Source organism: Niveispirillum sp. FG156 (assembly GCF_057809555.1).
Map to the genome: position 1 here is coordinate 37,126 of NZ_JBMDKE010000046.1, position 18,335 is coordinate 55,460.

Below are 18,335 nucleotides of genomic sequence, written 5' to 3' on the forward strand. Positions count from 1 at the left end.
ATTTATTAAAAAACCCTTAAACCTGCGTTATGTGAACGCAACATATCCCGTGGGGTAAGGGGGAACCGGGATGACCGGTCGTTTCAGCGGAATGTGGTGGCGATCGGCGGCCCTTCTGGCCGTTATCATGATATCTATCCCCGCCATGGCCCGTCCCCTGACATTTGCCTTCGGTGATCACAACGAGGCACCGTTCGCCATTGTCGAAAATGGGCAGTTGAAGGGCGGGTTTGCCCTGGAGTTTGGCCGGGCGCTGGCGACGCGGCTGGGTCTGGATGCCGCGTTCCGGTTTGTGCCGCGTAACCGTATCGCTGCCGAAATCTCCACCGGCAGCGTCGATGCCTATTGTCTGGCGGCACAGCCCTATTATCCGGCCTTCGCGCCCGACCGCTTCACCCAGTCATTCTTCACCGATCACGACATCGTGCTGCTGTCTGCCGGACTGCGCGGTCCGGCGGCAATAGACTCGCTGCTGGGCGCGCGGGTGGGGACGGTGTTGGGCTTCCTCTACCCTGCCGCCGTCGAAACGTTGTTCAGCAGCGGAAAGGCGGAGCGTATTGATGCGCGCAATGCCGATGGCAATCTGCGCAAGCTGCAAGGCGGGCGCCTGGATGCCGTTATCTTGCCACTGGCGACATGGCGTCTGGCTGTATCGCGTGACGAGGCCCTGGCAAAGGTCGCAAGACCGGATTTCATCCCGGTTGCCACGCGTGACCGCGTGTGTCTGGTCAGCCCCGCCAGTCCAGTAACCGTGCCCGAAGTGAACCTTGCCATCCAGTCATTGGCGTCGGATGGAACATTGGCGGTGATGCTGCGCGATCTGGGATTGTCAACCTCGCTGCAATCGTCGCAACTGCCGCTGACGGCACCGGGGCCGGCGCGCCGCTGATCAGTCCAGCAGACCGTCAATATCGGTCATCAGCCGCTGACGCCGCTGCACAACCGGTACATTGTCGGCACTACCGGTCGTGGCGTCCGGCACGTCTGCCATCGACGCTACGTCGTCGGCCTGTTCATCGGCCAGGACAGCCGCCACGGCCGCCCGCACATCGTCCCGGCGTGCAGCCGGCACCCAGAATTCAAGCCGCACCAGCCCCGCCGCCTTGCGGCGGGCGCGTGCCCTGATTTGCCGGATCGCGTCGCTCATACCGTCACCTCTTCAGATGCGACCACAGTAATGCAACCTGCATGCGAATGAAAAGTGCAGCCAGCGCGGTGCGGTCATTCCATCACGGCGGCGTGCTTGTCCAACGCGGCGGCCGCCTTCGGCTTGCGCAGCAGCAGCAATAGCGGAATGGCCGCCAGCGTGACCAGCATCATCATTTGAAAATCATTGATATAGGCGATCATCGCTGCCTGTCGGTTCACCATCAGGTCGGCAGCGGCCAGCAATTCCGGGGCGGCCTGTCCCACCATGCTGATCGGCCCGTCGATATTGGTGTTGAAGGGGCTGATATGGGCGGACAGTTCGGCATGGTTGATCTGGGTGAAATGCGCCAGCGCCGCCGTCACGACCGACACGCCCAGGCTGTTGCCCATGTTGCGCACCAGACTGAACAGGCCGGCGGCATCGGGCCGGTCGGCGGGGGCCAGGGTCGCAAAGGCCATGGTCGACAGCGGCACGAATACCATGCCGATCCCCAAACCCTGGATCACACCGGACAGGATGATGGGGCTGGAATCCATGACGATGGTGAAGCCCGTCATCATATGCAGCGACCAGCCGGTGACGCAAAGACCCGTCAGGATCAGCAGGCGTGGGTCCACTACCCGCATCAGCCGTCCGACCATCAGCATGGAGATCATTACGCCCACGCCACGCGGGGCCATCACCATGCCCGTGGTGATGGTGGGATAGCCCATCAACCGTTGCAGCATCGGTGGCAGCAGGGCCATGGCGGCCAGGACGACGATGCCGATGATGAAGATGAAGACCAGCCCCAGCAGCAGGTTGCGGTCGCGCAGAAGATGTGGCGGCAGAAACGGCTTTTCCGCCGTCATCATATGCACACCGAAACCCCAGAAGGCGGATACCGCCACACCCAGTTCCAGCCAGATTTCGGGTGAGGCGAACCAGTCCAGCTGTTCGCCCCGGTCCAGCATCAGCTGCAAGGTGCCCACACCAATGGACAGCAGCGCGAAGCCGATGAAATCAAACCCGCGCTGCCGCGTGGGTGCCTTTGGCAACCAAGCCAGGATGCCCAGGAAGGCCATGATGCCGATGGGCACGTTGATGTAGAAAACCCAGCGCCAGTTCAGGCTTTCGGTCAGCCAGCCACCCAGGGTGGGGCCGATGACGGGGCCAACCATGACGCCGGCCCCCCACATGGCCATGGCCTGACCATGACGGTCGGGCGGGTTGATGTTCAGCAGCACCGTTTGTGACAGGGGCACAAGAGCGGCACCGAACACGCCCTGCAGCAGCCGCCAGATGACCATTTCCGTCAGGCTGCCGGCGGTGCCGCACAGCATGGAGGCCGCCGTGAAGCCGACCACGGAGATCAGAAAAAGCTGCTTCAGCCCGATCCGGTCGGTCAACCATCCGGTCATCGGCGTCATGATGGCGGATGCGACGATATAGGAGGTCAGCACCCAGGTAATGCTGTCCTGCGCGGCTCCCAGACTGCCCTGCATGCTGGGCAGGGCGACATTGGCGATGGTGGTGTCCAGCACCTGCATGATCGTCGCCATCATGATGGCGACAGTCAGGGGGCCCTTTTTAAGGGTGGCTGTGTCGGTCATGGCGGATCTCCCGCGTTACCGTGCCGCCGCCTGTGCGGTGGCAAAGCCGGGCAGGCCGCGGCTATGGCCCGTATCGATATCGACATTGGCGGACAGGCCGGCACGCAGCGGCACCGACTGGCCCTCTGCCAGTTGCAGACGGACGGGCACGCGCTGCACCACCTTCACCCAGTTGCCCGTCGCGTTCTGCGCGGGCAGGACGGAGAATTCCGATCCCGTGCCGGCACCGATGCTCACGACCTTTGCCGTCAGGGTGCGGCCGGGATAGGCATCCAGTTCAATCGTCGCCGTCTGACCCGGCTTCATGTTGGTCAGGTCGGTTTCCTTGACATTGGCTTCCACATAGGTGGCCTGTGTCTCCACCACGCTCAACATCGACATGCCGGGCAGGGCGAACTGTCCCACACGCAGGCGGTCGGTCTGGCTGGCGATGCCGTCGGCGGGCGCGTGGACCAGAGTGCGCTCCAGATCCAGGGTGGCCCTGTCACGCGCGGCCAGGGCCTGCATCACGGTTGGGTGACGGTCGGTGGCGATGGCGGGATCACCGCCAAGGTCGGCCAAGGCGGCGGCCACACCCTGACGGGCCTTGGCCACGCCCTGTTCGGCGGCGCGCAGCTCATTGCGCGTCTCGTCCAGCTTGGCCTGGGCGGCATAGCCGTTGCGGGCGAGGCTGGCCTGCCGGTCATGGTCGCGCTGACGGAACTCCAGCTCCTGTTCGGCTTCTGCCAGTTCGGCCCGCTTCTGCGACAGGTCGGCACGCATGCGCTCAACATTCAGCCGGGCGGTCGCGATGGCGGCTTCGGATTGTGCCAGGGCGATGCGGTAGGGCTGGGCATCAATCTCGAACAGCACGTCACCGCGCTTCACCACCATGTTCTCCGCCACATGCACGGCAGTGACCAGACCCTGCACCTCTGGTGCAACGGCCACCTTGTCCTGCTTCACATAGGCATTGTCCGTGCTGACATAGCGGCCACCTGTGGCCCAGACATAGGCGCCGGTACCCGCCAGCACGACCGGCAGGGCCAGACCCAGCGCCAGTCGGCGCCAAGCGAGCAGGGGGCGCTTTGCCGTGTCACTCATGATCTTCACCTTTGGAAAGGTTGGTCCGCACCCGCGACAGCAGATGCATCAGTTGTTCGCGCTCCGCCTTGTCCAGGCCGGCCAGCGCTTCCTCATAAATCTCGTCAACCACCAGCCGCATGGGGGCCAGCGCCTCCCGTGCCTTGTCCGTCAGGAACAGCAGGCGGGCGCGGCGGTCGGTCGGGTCAGGCTGACGCTGTACCCAGCCACCTTCCTCCATCCGGTCCAGAAGGCGGGTGAGCGTGATCGGCTCCACATCCAGCGCCTCGGCCAGCTCCGCCTGCTTCATCCCCTCCTGTTTGGAGATTTTGAAGATGGCGTGCCATTGGGCGCGCGTGCTGCCCGTAAAGCGCAGCCGCTGGTCAAAGCGCTTGCGCAGCAGCCGGGCCGTGTCCGCCAGGGATGCGCCGAATGGGGGCGTGGGGTCAAGGTTACTCATAGGCATACATAATATAAGCATGCTTACTATAAGCAAGGCATGGGTCGCCCCGGCAGCCATGCAGAAATATCGGGGGCACAGAACAGAACCCGTATCCTGGTGAATTGAGGAGATGGCGGCAATCTGCCGTGACCTGCGCGATGCTAAGGCATGACGCCCTTGGCATGCCACCCGCGCGCCCGGCCCCCGTTGCGCGCCCGCACCCTTCGCCCTAGGGTCATTGTCCATGGGGGCGCCTTTGGACGGGCAGCCCGGAAGACATAAGGGTGGGCCATGCCTTTCACCGCGAAGATTCTTCTGCTCGGCTCGGGTGAGTTGGGGCGCGAGTTTGTCATTTCCGCCAAGCGTCTGGGCGCGCAGGTCATCGCGTGTGATGCCTATGACAATGCGCCGGCCATGCAGGTGGCCGACGGGCGGGAGGTTTTCCCCATGCTGGACGGTGACAAGCTGCGCGCCGCCGTGGAAAAGCACCAGCCGGACTTCATCGTGCCGGAGGTGGAGGCCATCCGTACCGAGATGCTGGCCGAACTGGAAAGCGAAGGCTTCACGGTGGTGCCGTCGGCCCGCGCCACGCAGATGACCATGAATCGCGACCGTATCCGCGAACTGGCCGCTGTCGATCTGGGCCTGCGGACCAGCAAGTACCGCTATGCCGAAAGCTTTGACGAGGTGAAGGCGGCCATTGCCCATACCGGCCTGCCCTGCGTGATCAAGCCCGTCATGTCGTCGTCCGGCAAGGGCCAGAGTACCGTCAGGGAAGAAGGCGCGCTTGAAGCCGCCTGGAAATATGCCGTCGCCAATATGCGCGGCGACCGGGCCAAGGTGATCGTCGAGGAGTTCATTCCGTTCGAATATGAAATCACCCTGCTGACCGTGCGGACCAAGGACGGCATCGTCTTCTGCCCGCCCATCGGCCACCGTCAAGAGCGCGGTGACTATCAGGAAAGCTGGCAGCCGATGGGCATGCGGGCCGACCTGTTGAAGTCGGCACAGGACATGGCGGCCAAGGTCGTCAATGACCTGGGTGGCCATGGCATTTTCGGGGTGGAATTCTTTGTGACCAAGGATGAGGTCATCTTCTCCGAACTGAGCCCCCGCCCGCATGATACTGGCATGGTCACCCTGACCTCGCAGAACCTGTCGGAATTCGACCTGCATGCCCGCGCCATTCTGGGCCTGCCGATCCCGGCGGTCGAACTCTATGGCCCCTCGGCCAGCGCCGTGATTCTGGCCGACCGGGAGGCCCAGGAATTCGCCTTCACCGGTCTGGCCAACGCCCTGTTCACGGGCCGCCCGGATCAGGCGGTTGATGTCCGCCTGTTCGGCAAGCCGACCACGCGCCCCTATCGCCGCATGGGCGTGGCCCTGGCGCGGGGCACCGACACGGATGAGGCGCGGACAACCGCCTTTGAGGCGGCCTCGCGCATCCGTATCGATTACAAGTGATGACGGCCAGCCCGCCGCCTTCTTTCAGTGCCATGACCGGTATCCAGACCGGCAGCCCGGCTTTCCGCCGGGTCTCCCTGGCGTTGTTCGCGGCGGGCTTTTCCACCTTTGCCCTTCTCTATCATGTGCAGCCTTTGCTGCCGTTGCTGGCCGAGGGGTTCGGTGTGGCGCCGGCAGAGGCTGCGCTGGCTCTTTCCCTTGCCACCGGTTTCCTGTCGGTCTCGCTGCTGCTGTCCGGTGCCCTGGCCGATATTTTCGGGCGCAAGCCGGTGATGGCGGCCTCGCTGACCCTTTCCGCGCTGTTGACACTACTGACCGCCATCATCCCGTCCTGGCACGGGCTCTTGCTGGCGCGTGCCCTGTTTGGGGTGACGCTGGCGGGGCTGCCGGCGGTGGCGATGGCCTATCTGGGTGAGGAAATGCACCCGTCCGCATTGGACCGGGCCATGGGCCTCTATATTGCGGGATCGGCGATGGGCGGTATGGCGGGGCGGCTGGTTACTGGCGTCGTCGTCGATTTTCTGCCCTGGCAGGCGGCGACCATCGGGATCGGGCTGATGGGGTTGATTGCTGCTTTCGCGGTCTGGCGGTCATTGCCGGTGTCGGCGGGATTTGTGCGGCGACCTGCACGGCCGGGCCTGATGCTGACCGCGCTGGCAGCTCCGCTGCGTCGGGCCGATCTGCGGCTGCTGTTCGCGCAGGGCTTCCTGCTGATGGGCGGCTTCATCACCATCTTCAATTACATGGGTTTCCGTCTGCTGCTGCCGCCCTTCGACCTGCCGCAGTCGGTCGCGGCGCTGATTTTCAGCGCCTATCTGCTGGGCATGGGCTCATCCTCCACCGTGGGCCGGTTGACGGTACGGTGGGGCCGGGCACCGGTGATGGTGGGGGCCGTGCTGATCATGACGGCAGGTGTCGCCCTGACGCTTGCGGACACGCTCTACACCATTGTCCCCGGTATCGGGCTGATGACATTCGGCTTCTTCGGGGCGCATTCAATCGCCAGCGGCTGGGTTGGGGCACTGGCCCCCGCCACGGGCAAGGCACAGTCATCATCCCTCTATCTCTTCTCCTATTATATGGGGTCCAGCCTTGTTGGGGCCGGTGGGGGCGTTATCTGGGCCGCATGGGGCTGGGGTGGGCTGGTCGCGGTGGTCGGCCTGATGCTGATCCTGTCGCTTTTCGCCATCGCTGCCTTGTCGCGCATGACGCGGGGCTGAGGCATGGATACGATCCTCAACATCATCCTGCCTGTCTTCGGTCTGGTCGCCATCGGCTTCGTGGTCGGCAGGCCGCCGGTGTTTCCGGCGGATTTCGCCAAATCCCTCTCCAACTTCATTTTCTATCTGGCGCTGCCCTGCCTGCTGTTCCGGTCCATGGCCTCGCGCGGGCTGCCGCATGGCGATGAAATCAACCTGATCGTGGCCTATTATCTGGCGCTGACCGCCATCATGCTGGCCAGTTTCCTTTATGCCCGCTGGGTTTACCGGGAAACGCTGGGTGGGGCGGCCACGCTGATGCTGGGGTCGTGTTTCTCCAACACGGTGCTGGTTGGGGTTCCCTTGATGCTGGCGGCCTTTGGGCAGGCGGGGTTGCAGCAGATGCTGCTGCTGGTCACGGGGCACGCCGCCTGGCTGATCGGGATCGCAACGGTCCTGGCCGAGGCGTCCAGGGCAGGGCAGGGCGGTGGGGCCCTGCGCATCGCGGGTCAGACCATGGCGGCCCTGGTCAAGAACCCCGTGATCATTGCCATTCTGTCAGGCTTGGCTTTTGGTGCCACTGGCCTGACCATTCCTGGGCCGATCGACGGCATGATCCGCATGCTGGGTGAAGCCGCCGTGCCCTGTTCCCTGTTCGCGCTGGGTGCCAGTCTGGTGGGGTTGACCGTTACGGACCTTGTTGGGCGAACGTTGTTCATGACGATGGTCAAACTGTTCGTGCTGCCGGCGGCGGTGTTTGTTTCAGGCCGTTACATTTTCGATTTGCCCCCGCTGACTCTGGCGGTTGCCGTGACAACGGCCAGCATGCCAAGCGGTATGAACGCGTTTCTCTTTGCCCAGCGTTACGAAACCCATGTGGCCCGTACCGCCAGCTCCACCATGTTAACCACGCTATTCTCTGCGCTGACCACAGGTCTGATCATCGATATTTTTCGTGGCGGCTGAATTTCCGTGTTCTTGCTGGCATTTTTGATCGCAGCCGCAATAATTCGTTACATGCGTGAAACCATGTGTGACTTTCCGCGACAATCTTCCGCATGTAATGTCCGGCAATAGGACGGGGGGAACGTTGTTCATCGCAGGGGGCGGTGGGCAGCGGTGGATCGCCCTCGCCCGGTAGCCGCGCCCGTTGTCGCGGCCCCGACGATGGTGAACGATATGACGGTGCAGCCTCTTCACACCCGCCCTGGCCATGATGGCAACGATAATCGGCCCAATCTTCCGGGTGGCCAGCGCTGGACCCCGCCGGGCGGGCGACGTCCGTCCAAGCTGAAATGGATATTGCTGGGCACCGTGGTTGTGGCGCTGGCGGGGGCTGGCGCCTATGTGGCGTTCAAGCCCAAGCAGGCTACTGATGGCAAGCCCGCCGCCGCCGCGGAGAAGGGTGAGAAGGACAGCTCCTCCATCCTGACCGTGACGGCGGTGAAGGCGACGGCCAGCGATGTGCCGCGTCAGCTGCTGGTCACCGGCTCCCTGGCTTCCTGGGATGAACTGCCCATCGGGACCCAGACATCCGGCCTCGCCATCACCGAGGTCCTGGTCGATGAGGGTGACAAGGTGAAGGCCGGACAGTTGCTGGCCCGTTTCGATGACAAAGTGCTGCGCGCCGATCTTCTGTCACGTGAGGCGTCGCTGCGTGAGGCGCAGGCCCTGGCCGCGGAGGCGGAGGCCAATATCCGCCGTGCCGAGGAACTGGCCCGTACCGGCGCCATCTCCACCCGCGATCTGGATGCCCGCCGGTCGGCGGCCCTGACGACCAAGGCCCGTGTCGGCGTGGCGGAAGCAGCCCGCGCCCAGGCCACGGCGCGTCTGGCCCAGACGGAGGTGCGTGCACCGACCGATGGCACCATCGCCAAGCGTAATGCCCGCCTGGGTGCCGTCATGGGCGCCGGTGGGACCGAACTGTTCCGCATCATCCGCGATGACCGCGTCGAACTGCTGGCCGAGGTGCCGGAGATCGACCTGCGTCAGTTGGCCGTCGGGCAGACGGCGGAATTGTCGGCGGTCGATATTAACGGCAAGCCCTTTATCGGGACCATCCGCATCATCTCTCCCGTGGTTGATACCAAGACGCGTATCGGCACCGTGAAGATCGATGTGCCGCATGATCCGTATCTGCGGCCCGGCATGTTCCTGACGGCCCGCGTCCGTACCGGCACGCAGAGCGCACCGGTCCTACCCGAAGAGGCCGTGGTCTACCGCGATGCCAAGAGCTGGGCCGTGGTGGTCGATGCCGCCAAGGATGACAAGGGGCATCACACCGTGACGGCGCGGGAGGTGCAGACTGGTCCGCGCGATGGCAACCGTCTGGCCATTCTGTCCGGTCTGAAGCCGGGTGAGGATGTGGTGCTGACGGGTGCGGGCTACCTGAAGACCGGCGACAAGGTGATTGTCACCCCGACGCCGGCCGACAAGGTCAACCCGCTTCCCGCCAACTGACCGCTGATTAGAGAAAGGCACCGGACATGAGCCGCGGCAATATCTCGGCGGTCGCCATCCGCCATCCCGTACCACCCATCGTCCTGTTCATCATCCTGACGCTGGCTGGCCTGATTTCCTTCTGGAAGATGGATATCACCGGCAATCCCGACATCGACTTCCCCATCGTTAATGTGGGTGTGTCGCGTCCGGGTGCGGCCCCGTCGGAACTTGAACAGGAAGTGACGAAGAAGATCGAAGATGCGGTGTCCAACATCACGGGCATCGACCACGTTTCTTCCAACATCACCGACGGCTATTCGAACACCACGATCGAGTTCAAGATCGGCTATAATACCGACCGTGCCGTCAATGACGTGCGCGACGCGGTCAGCCGTATCCGTTCGGATCTGCCGCAGGATATCTATGAACCGCAGGTCCAGCGTCTGGACGTGACGGGCGACGCCATCCTTTATTATGCCGTGACCTCCAGCCATCGCACGGTCGAGCAGCTTTCCTGGCTGATCGACAGCGATCTGGCCCGTTCGCTGAAGCGCGTGGATGGTGTCGGCGAGGTCGAGCGTCTGGGTGGCCAGAACCGTGAAATCCGCGTCAACCTGAGCCCTGAGCGCATGATGGCGCTGGGCGTGACGGCGGGCGAGGTCAATTCACAGTTGATGCAGCTGAATATCGATATGCCCGGCGGGCGTGGCGAGATCGGTGCCGCAGAGCAGTCCATCCGCACACTGGGCCGGGCCCAGAGCGTGGATGACCTTCGCAATGTCGAGATCGCGGTGGCCGGTGGCCGCAAGGTGCGGCTGTCCGATATTGCCGATATCGTGGACGGCACGTCCGAACTGCGCGGTGTTTCGCGTCTGGACGGTGTGCCCACCGTGGGCTTCGCCATCAGCCGTTCGCCCAATTCCTCGGAAGTGACCATTGCCAAGGGCGTGGATGAGGTTATCGCGCAGCTGAAGAAGGACTATCCGGACCTGACCTTCAAGCTGATCATCTCCAACGTGAAATACACGGTGGACAGCTACATCGCCTCCATCGAGGCGCTGGTGGTTGGTGCCTTGCTGGCGGTGGGTGTGGTCTGGTGGTTCCTGCGCGACATGCGCGCCACCCTGATCTCTGCCTTGGCCATGCCGCTGTCGACCATCCCGACCTTCCTGGTCATGGAATGGTTCGGTTTCACCTTGAACGGCATCACCATGCTGGCCCTGGCCCTGGTGGTGGGTATCCTGGTCGACGATGCGATCGTGGAGATCGAGAATATCGTCCGCCATATCCGGCAGGGTAAACGTCCGTTCGAAGCGGCCCTGGAAGCGGCTGACGAGATCGGTCTGGCCGTGGTGGCCACGACAATGACCATCGTTGTCGTGTTCCTGCCCGTGTCCTTCATGCCCGGTATCGCCGGTCAGTTCTTCAAGTCGTTCGGCGTCACCGTGGCCGTGGCGGTGCTGTTCTCGCTGCTGGTCGCGCGCTTGCTGACGCCGTTGATGGCAGCCTACTTCCTGAAACCGGCACAGCCGGACGAGCATAAGGAAGGCCCCTGGGCCGACCGCTATCAGACGCTGCTGGGCTGGTGCATCACGAACCGGTGGAAGACCATTGCCGCCGGCACCCTGTTCTTCTTCGCATCGGTGGGTCTGACCCTGGCGCTGCCGTCGGGCTTCATCCCGGCACAGGATATCGGCTTCTCCAATCTGCAGATGGAAATGGCCCCCGGCGTGAACCTGGAGCAGATGGACGCCTCCGTTCAGCGCGCCGCCAATGTGCTTCGCGCCCAGCCGGAAGTGGAGACGACCTGGGCCCGTGCCGGTCGTGGCGGGCAGGTGCGCCGTGGTTCCATCATCGTAATGCTGAAGCCGCGTGGCGAACGTATCCACCAGAAGGAGTTCGAGACCCGCGTCCTGCCGGAGTTGCAGAAGATCCCCGGTGTCCGCTTCTCCTTCAATTCGACGGGTGGCTTTGGCAACCGTGACGTCTCGATCATGCTGACCTCTGAAAACGGTCCGCTGCTGGACGCCCATGCCAACAAGGTTCTGGCAGAGATGCAGGCGCTGCCGATGCTGAAGAACGTGACCTCGACAGCGGCCCTTCAGCGTCCCGAAATCCAGATCAGGCCGATGTTTGAACGGGCGGCTGAACAGGGCGTGTCGGTGATTTCCATCGGTCAGGTTGCCAAGGTGGCGACCCTGGGCGAAATCGACACCAACTCCGCCAAGTTCAATCTGGGTGACCGTCTGGTCCCGATCCGGGTGCAGCTGGACCCGGCGGCCCGTGGCGACCTGGATACCATCGCCAATCTGCGTGTCCGCACCAATACCGGCGCCACGGTCCCGCTATCTGCGGTGGCCAGGCTGGAAATGGGGTCGGGTGCGGTGCAGATCGACCGCTTCGACCGCGCCCGCCGCATCTCTGTGCAGGCCGACCTGAACAGTGCCGAACTGGGTGAGGCGACGAAGGCCATCAATAATCTGCCCTCCATGGCTCACCTGCCGTCGGGCGTGTCCAAGCCGGCCTATGGCGGGTCTGAGCAGATGCAGATCATGATGATGGGTTTTGCGGTGGCGCTGGGCACGGCGTTCCTGCTGATCATCGCGGTGCTGATCCTGCTGTTCCACAACTTCTTCCAGCCGGTGACAATCATGACGGCGCTGCCCCTGTCGCTGGGTGGTGCGGTGATCGGGCTGCTGATGTGCAACATGGCCCTGTCGCTTCCGGCACTGATCGGTATCCTGATGCTGATGGGCATTGTGACCAAGAACTCTATCCTGCTGGTGGAATATGCCATCGTCGCCATGCGCGACCATGGGATGGGCCGGCGGGAGGCGTTGCTGGATGCGGGTGCCAAGCGTGCACGGCCCATCATCATGACCACCATCGCCATGGTGGCCGGCATGGTGCCCATCGCCTTCGGCTGGGGTGCCGATACGGAGTTCCGTCAGCCCATGGCGGTGGCCGTTATCGGTGGTCTGATCACCTCCACCATGCTGTCGCTGGTCTTCGTGCCGACCATGTTCACCCTGATGGATGATTTCCAGAACTGGATCGGGCCGAAGCTGGGCCGCATGCTGACCAGCCGGGAGCCGGAACTGCCGCTGCGTCCCCACATGGTGGATGGCGAATAAGCCAACTTCCATTGCTGTCCTGAAAGATTACGCCCGGATGGTCTCCATCCGGGCGTAATCTTTTTACGCGCCTTGGGGGCGATCTTGTAATAAGCGGCATGGGCTGCATGACTGGCATTTGCCGCCGCCACTTGTGAACCGGGGCGCTTGCCCCTATCCCGGCAGATGCTGGCCGCCCATTCGGGTGCGGCCCTGACAAGATAAGGAACTGTTCGGTGAGCATCGTCCGTCTGCATCCCGGCCGCCGCATGAGCGAAGCCGTCATCCATGCCGGTACCGTCTATCTGGCCGGCCAGGTGGCAACCGATACCAGCGCCGACATCAAGGGCCAGACGGCCCAGGTCCTGGCGCAGATCGACGCCCTGCTGGCCGAGGCCGGATCATCCAAGTCCAAGATCCTGTCCACCACCATCTATCTGTCCTCCATCGGCAACTTCGCCGCCATGAACGAGGTCTGGGACGCCTGGGTGGACCAGAGCAACCCACCGGCCCGCGCCACCGTGGAGGCCCGCATGGCCGCCCCCGGCTATCTGGTGGAAATCGTCTGCATCGCGGCTGTTTAAGCAGCGTGACGCCCCAGACCAACGGCCCTCTGGCGGGGGCCGTTGGTCTGCGCTATCTGAACGGCCTTGAACGGCGGACCCCGGCCCGCCGCCCCCGAAAAGACCCGGAGCCAGAAATGCCCGATGATGTTGTGAAGCAGAGCTTCAGCCTGTTCCCCCTGGGTGCCGACACCACGCCCTATCGCAAGCTGACCAGCGATTACGTCTCCACCGTCGAGTTTGACGGCGAGACCGTGTTGAAGGTGGAGCCGGAAGGGCTGCGCCTGCTGGCCGAAGCCGCCTTCATGGACATCAACCATTTCCTGCGTCCCGGCCATCTGGGCCAGCTGCGCGCCATCCTGGAAGATCCCGAGGCATCGCCCAACGACCGGTTCGTGGCGCTTGACCTGCTTAAGAACGCCTCCATCGCTGCCGGCGGTATCCTGCCCATGTGTCAGGATACGGGTACGGCCATCATCATGGGCAAGAAGGGCCGCAAGGTCTGGACCAAGGGTGCCGACGAGGCTGCCCTGTCCGAAGGCGTGGCCGACGCCTACCGCAAGCGGAACCTGCGCTACAGCCAGGTGGCGCCGCTGTCCATGTATGAAGAAAAGAACACCCGCACCAACCTGCCGGGCCAGATCGAGATCTTCGCCGACGGCGAGGACGCCTACAAGTTCCTGTTCATGGCCAAGGGTGGCGGGTCGGCCAACAAGACCTTCCTGTTCCAGGCCACGCCGTCGGTGCTGGCGCCCGACCGTCTGATCCCCTTCATCGAGGAGAAGATGGCCTCGCTGGGCACGTCCGCCTGCCCGCCTTATCACCTGTCGGTGGTCATCGGCGGTCTGTCGGCGGAACAGAATCTGAAGACGGTGAAGCTGGCCTCGGCCCGCTATTATGACAGCCTGCCGACCCAGGGTTCCGAATCCGGCCACGCCTATCGCGACCTGGAGATGGAGCAGGCCTTGTTCAAGGCCGCCCAGGGGCTGGGTATCGGGGCGCAGTTCGGCGGCAAGTATTTCTGCCACGATGTCCGCGTCATCCGCCTGCCGCGCCATGGCGCCTCCATGCCCATCGGCATCGGTGTCTCCTGCTCGGCCGACCGTCAGGCCCTGGCCAAGATCACCAAGGATGGCATCTATCTGGAACAGCTGGAAACCGATCCTGCCCGCTTCCTGCCGGAAGTGGATGAGGCGGCGCTGTCGGGTGAGGTGGTGAAGATCGACCTGACCCAGCCCATGGATGATATCCGCAAGGTCCTGAGCCAGTACCCGATCCGCACCCGCGTGTCCCTGACCGGTCCGCTGATCGTGGCGCGCGACAGTGCCCATGCCAAGTTGCGGGCTCTGCTGGATGCCGGGCAGCCGCTGCCCGACTATTTCAAGAACCACCCGATCTATTATGCCGGCCCGGCCAAGACGCCGGAAGGCTATGCGTCCGGCTCCTTCGGTCCGACGACGGCGGGCCGTATGGACAGTTTCGTCGATCAGTTCCAGGCGGCGGGCGGCTCCTTCGTCATGCTGGCCAAGGGCAACCGCTCACCGGCTGTCAAGAATGCCTGCCAGAAGCATGGCGGCTTCTATCTAGGCTCCATCGGCGGGGCCGCGGCCCGTCTGGCCCAGGACTGTATCAAAAAGGTCGAATGCATCGCCTATCCCGAACTGGGCATGGAGGCCATCTGGCGCATCGAGGTGGAGGATTTCCCCGCCTTCATCATCACCGATGACAAGGGCAATGATTTCTTCGACGCCGCGAAGTGACAGCAGACAGCGCCCCATCCACCCGGATGGGGCGTTTTGCATTCCCAGGCCGTCAGTCCGATGGGGCGGACAGCAGCGCCATGGCCTGTTCACAGAACGCCGCCCGCTGCCGCTCATATTCAATGCCGGCTTTCAGGACCAGATGGCGCAGCTGCTGACCCTTGTCCGTCGGGGCCGGGGTGAAATCCCGCTTCTCAATATCCTGATAGGTTTTCAGCCGGTCACGATGATGCTGCGCCAGTTCGGCCAGCGTGTCCGGCAGGGTGGTCGGCCCCACCATCGCCTCGGCCCGCAACCGCACCATCATTTCATCCCGGATGGGCAGCGGCTCCTGACGCTCCGCTGTCCACCGCGCCAGCTCCGCCCGTCCCGCCGGCAGCACCTGGAACGCCCGCTTGCGCCCGCGCGCCCCGTCCACCGCTGTCCCCTCGATCAGGCCCGCTGCCTCCAGCCGCGCCAGTTCGCGATAAATCTGCTGATGCGTGGCCTGCCAGAAATAACCGATGGAGCGGTCAAAACGCCCTGCCAGTTCCGAACCGGCGCCGGGGCGTTCGATCAGGGCGGTCAGCAGGGCGTGGGGCAGGGACATGGGGGCGGTCCAATCAAGGGGGCTAATAGCTATTGAGATTCGGGTGGGTTTTTAATCTGTTTGGATTGCTGAATTGCCTCCCCGGCGAAGGCCGGGGCCCGGGTATCAACTTTTCCATCTGCTTTGCTATCCGCAGCACTACCGTCGGGCGCGTACCCCCTGGGCCCCGGCCTTCGCCGGGGAGGCGATATTCTCAACACCGTTTTATCTCAACAGTCTTTCTTTGGATTTTGTCAGGTTCAGATGGAACAAGCTGGCTTCGCTCCGACAACAGCCTCTTGATCAGTGTGGACCCAAAGAAAGAGGCTTCGTCAGGCTTTGGCCTTGAAGGCCGCGATATCCTGTCCCACGCGCCGCCCCATCTCTGCGGCCAGGGCCTGCAAGCCGCTCAGGGGACGGATCATCACTTCGAACTCCCGGATCAGTCCGTGCTCATCAAAGCGGATGAAGTCGATACCCTTCACCTGTTTGCCCTCCACCGTGGCGGCAAATTCCAGCACGACATTCAGCCCGTCCGCCGTTACAGCAGTGCGGTGATAGGTGAAGTCGCCGAAGACCCGCATGACGGTGCCGATGGCCAGCAGCAGGGCATCCGCCCCTTCATAGGCTGTATGGGCCACGGGCGACCGGAAGATCGCCTGTTCATGGGTGATGCCGCGCAGGGCGGCGATGGACTGGCTGGCGACGATCTCGTGCCAGATGGCCAGGGAGGCGGCAGCAGCCGGGTGCAGGCCTGACGGTTGGGTCATGGATTGCTTCTCTCTTCTGTCGGGCGGGTCAGAGGGCGACGGCCAGGCGCGTGCCCTGGTTGATGGCCCGCTTGGCATCCAGTTCGGCGGCGACATCGGCCCCACCGATCAGATGGACACGGATGTCCCGTGCCTCCAACCCAGCCTGCAATTCCCGCAGCGGCTCCTGGCCCGCGCAGATGACGACATGGTCGACATCCAGCACCTGATCCTGGCCGCCGATGGTGACATGCAGGCCGGCATCATCAATGCGGCGATAGGTGACGCCGCCTATGGTGGCCACCCCATGCATCTTCAGAACCGTGCGGTGGATCCAGCCCGTGGTGCGGCCCAGATTCTCGCCCAGCTTGCCCTCCGTGCGCTGCATCAGGAAGACCTGCCTTCCATTATGTTCCAGCTCCGGCCTGGTGCAGCCGCCGGGTTGGCGATAGTCGGGATCGACACCCCACTGTTTGAAGAAACGCTCGGCTGATGGCGCCTCATGCCGCTCCACCAGATAGGTGCTGACATCAAAGCCGATGCCGCCGGCCCCGATCACGGCCACCTTGCGGCCCACCGGCACCTCGTCGCGCAGAACGTCCAGGTAACCCAGCACCTTGGGATGGTCGATCCCCTTAATCGCCGGTTTGCGCGGTACCACGCCGGTGGCCAGCACCACCTCGTCAAACCCACCCTCGGCCAGCATGTCGACATCGGCGCGGGTGTTGAGGCGCACCGTGACGCCCTTCAGCTCCAGTTGCCGGCGGAAATAACGCAGGGTTTCGTTGAACTCCTCCTTGCCGGGGATTTTGCGGGCGATGTTGAACTGTCCGCCCACCTGGGCCGATGCCTCGAACAAGGTCACCTTGTGCCCGCGCTCCGCCGCCGTTACCGCAAAGGACAAGCCCGCCGGCCCAGCCCCCACCACGGCGATATTCTTAGGCGATGCCGTCGGGGCGATGATCAGCTTCGTCTCATGACAGGCGCGCGGGTTCACCAGACAGGAAGTGATCTTGCCGCTGAACGTATGGTCGAGGCAGGCTTGATTACAGGCGATACAGGTATTGATCTCATCGGCCTTGTTCTGGCGCGCCTTGGCCACGAAATGCGCATCGGCCAGGAAGGGACGGGCCATCGACACCATGTCGCAATAGCCTTCGGCCAGCAGGTTCTCAGCCACCTCCGGCGTATTGATGCGGTTGGTAGCGATCAGCGGGATGGAGACCTTGCCCTTCAACTGCCTCGTCACCCAGGCAAAGGCCGCGCGCGGCACGGAGGTGGCGATGGTGGGGATACGCGCCTCATGCCAGCCGATCCCGGTATTGAGGATGGTGGCGCCCGCCGCCTCGATAGCCTGACCCAGCTGAACCACCTCTTCCAGGGTCGATCCGCCTTCAACCAAGTCCAGCATGGACAGGCGGTAGATGATGATGAAGTTCGGCCCCACCTTTTCCCGGATACGGCGGACGATCTCAACAGGCAGGCGGATACGGTTCTCGTAAGCCCCGCCCCACTCGTCATCACGATGGTTGGTGCGGGCGGCGATGAACTCATTGATCAGGTAACCTTCCGATCCCATCACCTCAACACCATCATAACCGGCAAACTGGGCCAGGGCGGCACAGCGCACGAAATCGGCAATGGTCTCCTCGACCTCCTCTCCGGTTAGGGCATGGGGAACGAAATGGTTGATGGGGGCCTTGATTGCAGAGGGGGCGACCAGATCCTTCTGATAGGAATAGCGCCCGAAATGCAGGATCTGCATCGCGATCTTGCCGCCTTCCTGATGAACGGCATCCGTCACGATACGGTGGTGGGCGGCCTCCTCTTCCGTCGCCAGCACGGCGCCGAACGGGGCAGGGCGCCCACGCTCATTGGGAGCGATGCCGCCGGTAACGATCAGCCCAACCTCACCGCGCGCCCGTTCCGCATAAAAGGCGGCCATCCGCTCAAAGCCATTGGGCGCTTCCTCCAGCCCCACATGCATCGATCCCATCAGCACGCGGTTGCGCAGGCTGGTGAAGCCAAGGTCGAGCGGCTGAAGCAGGTGGGGGTAGGCCGTCATGTCGGGTTCCTTTATGCAACTGGTTGAATAAAACATGACCGTCGGCCCGACCCGCCGCAAGCTGTTTCAAAACATGGCCGGCGCCGTGACGCCTGCGTGCCCTACATGGCCCGTTCTGGGTTCATTTCAGAAAAGTGACATATGTCTGCAGAAAGTTGTTGCGTTG

At 63.4% G+C, this 18,335-nt stretch carries 15 protein-coding genes; 8 read left to right on the forward strand and 7 right to left on the reverse strand.

Annotation, left to right across the window (positions count from 1 at the left end; genetic code table 11):
- Positions 1-127: 127 nt before the first annotated feature.
- Positions 128-889 (forward strand): substrate-binding periplasmic protein, encoded by a 762-nt coding sequence (locus ACODSP_RS23765; RefSeq protein WP_488968021.1) that lies wholly within the window; start codon positions 128-130, stop codon positions 887-889.
- Here ACODSP_RS23765 and ACODSP_RS23770 read toward each other — a convergent pair whose 3' ends face one another.
- From ACODSP_RS23770 to ACODSP_RS23785, 4 genes are all read right to left on the reverse strand, one after another.
- Positions 890-1,147 (reverse strand): hypothetical protein, encoded by a 258-nt coding sequence (locus ACODSP_RS23770; protein ID WP_488968022.1) that lies wholly within the window; start codon positions 1,145-1,147, stop codon positions 890-892. It abuts the gene before it with no gap.
- A 74-nt stretch (positions 1,148-1,221) separates the two neighbouring features.
- Positions 1,222-2,742 (reverse strand): DHA2 family efflux MFS transporter permease subunit, encoded by a 1,521-nt coding sequence (locus ACODSP_RS23775; protein ID WP_488968023.1) that lies wholly within the window; start codon positions 2,740-2,742, stop codon positions 1,222-1,224.
- Positions 2,743-2,757: 15 nt separating this feature from the next.
- Positions 2,758-3,825: an HlyD family secretion protein gene (locus ACODSP_RS23780; protein ID WP_488968024.1), complete on the reverse strand. Its 1,068-nt coding sequence runs from the start codon at positions 3,823-3,825 to the stop codon at positions 2,758-2,760.
- The gene (locus tag ACODSP_RS23785; protein WP_488968025.1) at positions 3,818-4,264 is read right to left on the reverse strand and encodes a MarR family winged helix-turn-helix transcriptional regulator; all 447 of its coding nucleotides are present in this window, start codon (positions 4,262-4,264) and stop codon (positions 3,818-3,820) included. Before ACODSP_RS23785 ends, ACODSP_RS23780 begins: the two co-directional genes overlap by 8 nt.
- 273 nt (positions 4,265-4,537) lie before the next feature.
- Between ACODSP_RS23785 and purT the strand changes: the two genes are divergently transcribed.
- The 7 genes from purT (at position 4,538) to ACODSP_RS23820 (ending at position 14,787) form a co-directional block, all read left to right on the forward strand.
- On the forward strand, positions 4,538-5,710 hold the full coding sequence (gene purT / locus ACODSP_RS23790; protein WP_488968026.1) for a formate-dependent phosphoribosylglycinamide formyltransferase: 1,173 nt from the start codon (positions 4,538-4,540) through the stop codon (positions 5,708-5,710).
- A complete protein-coding gene (locus ACODSP_RS23795; protein WP_488968027.1) occupies positions 5,710-6,930 on the forward strand; it encodes an MFS transporter in 1,221 nt (406 codons plus the stop codon). The genes purT and ACODSP_RS23795 overlap by 1 nt, the downstream gene beginning before the upstream one ends.
- 3 nt (positions 6,931-6,933) lie before the next feature.
- Positions 6,934-7,875, forward strand: coding sequence for an AEC family transporter (locus tag ACODSP_RS23800; RefSeq protein ID WP_488968028.1), 942 nt, complete (start codon positions 6,934-6,936; stop codon positions 7,873-7,875).
- 213 nt (positions 7,876-8,088) lie between these two features.
- Complete coding sequence (locus ACODSP_RS23805) at positions 8,089-9,369, forward strand: efflux RND transporter periplasmic adaptor subunit (RefSeq protein ID WP_488968029.1); 1,281 nt, start codon at positions 8,089-8,091, stop codon at positions 9,367-9,369.
- A 26-nt stretch (positions 9,370-9,395) separates the two neighbouring features.
- Positions 9,396-12,485 carry an efflux RND transporter permease subunit gene (locus tag ACODSP_RS23810; protein WP_488968030.1) on the forward strand — a complete coding sequence of 1,030 codons (3,090 nt, stop codon included), beginning with the start codon at positions 9,396-9,398 and terminating at the stop codon, positions 12,483-12,485.
- 215 nt (positions 12,486-12,700) lie between these two features.
- Entirely contained in the window at positions 12,701-13,048 is a 348-nt protein-coding gene (locus tag ACODSP_RS23815; RefSeq protein ID WP_054169384.1) for a RidA family protein, read from the forward strand.
- A 116-nt stretch (positions 13,049-13,164) separates the two neighbouring features.
- Positions 13,165-14,787 carry a fumarate hydratase gene (locus ACODSP_RS23820; RefSeq protein ID WP_488968031.1) on the forward strand — a complete coding sequence of 541 codons (1,623 nt, stop codon included), beginning with the start codon at positions 13,165-13,167 and terminating at the stop codon, positions 14,785-14,787.
- Positions 14,788-14,839: 52 nt separating this feature from the next.
- Here the strand turns inward: ACODSP_RS23820 and ACODSP_RS23825 are convergent, their stop codons facing one another.
- The 3 genes from ACODSP_RS23825 to ACODSP_RS23835 all read right to left on the reverse strand — a co-directional run bounded on the left by ACODSP_RS23825 (position 14,840) and on the right by ACODSP_RS23835 (position 18,169).
- Entirely contained in the window at positions 14,840-15,376 is a 537-nt protein-coding gene (locus ACODSP_RS23825; protein ID WP_488968032.1) for a PadR family transcriptional regulator, read from the reverse strand.
- A gap of 311 nt (positions 15,377-15,687) precedes the next feature.
- Entirely contained in the window at positions 15,688-16,125 is a 438-nt protein-coding gene (locus ACODSP_RS23830) for a nuclear transport factor 2 family protein (protein WP_488968033.1), read from the reverse strand.
- A gap of 28 nt (positions 16,126-16,153) precedes the next feature.
- Positions 16,154-18,169 (reverse strand): oxidoreductase, encoded by a 2,016-nt coding sequence (locus tag ACODSP_RS23835; RefSeq protein ID WP_488968034.1) that lies wholly within the window; start codon positions 18,167-18,169, stop codon positions 16,154-16,156.
- Between the last annotated feature and the right edge of the window lie 166 nt (positions 18,170-18,335).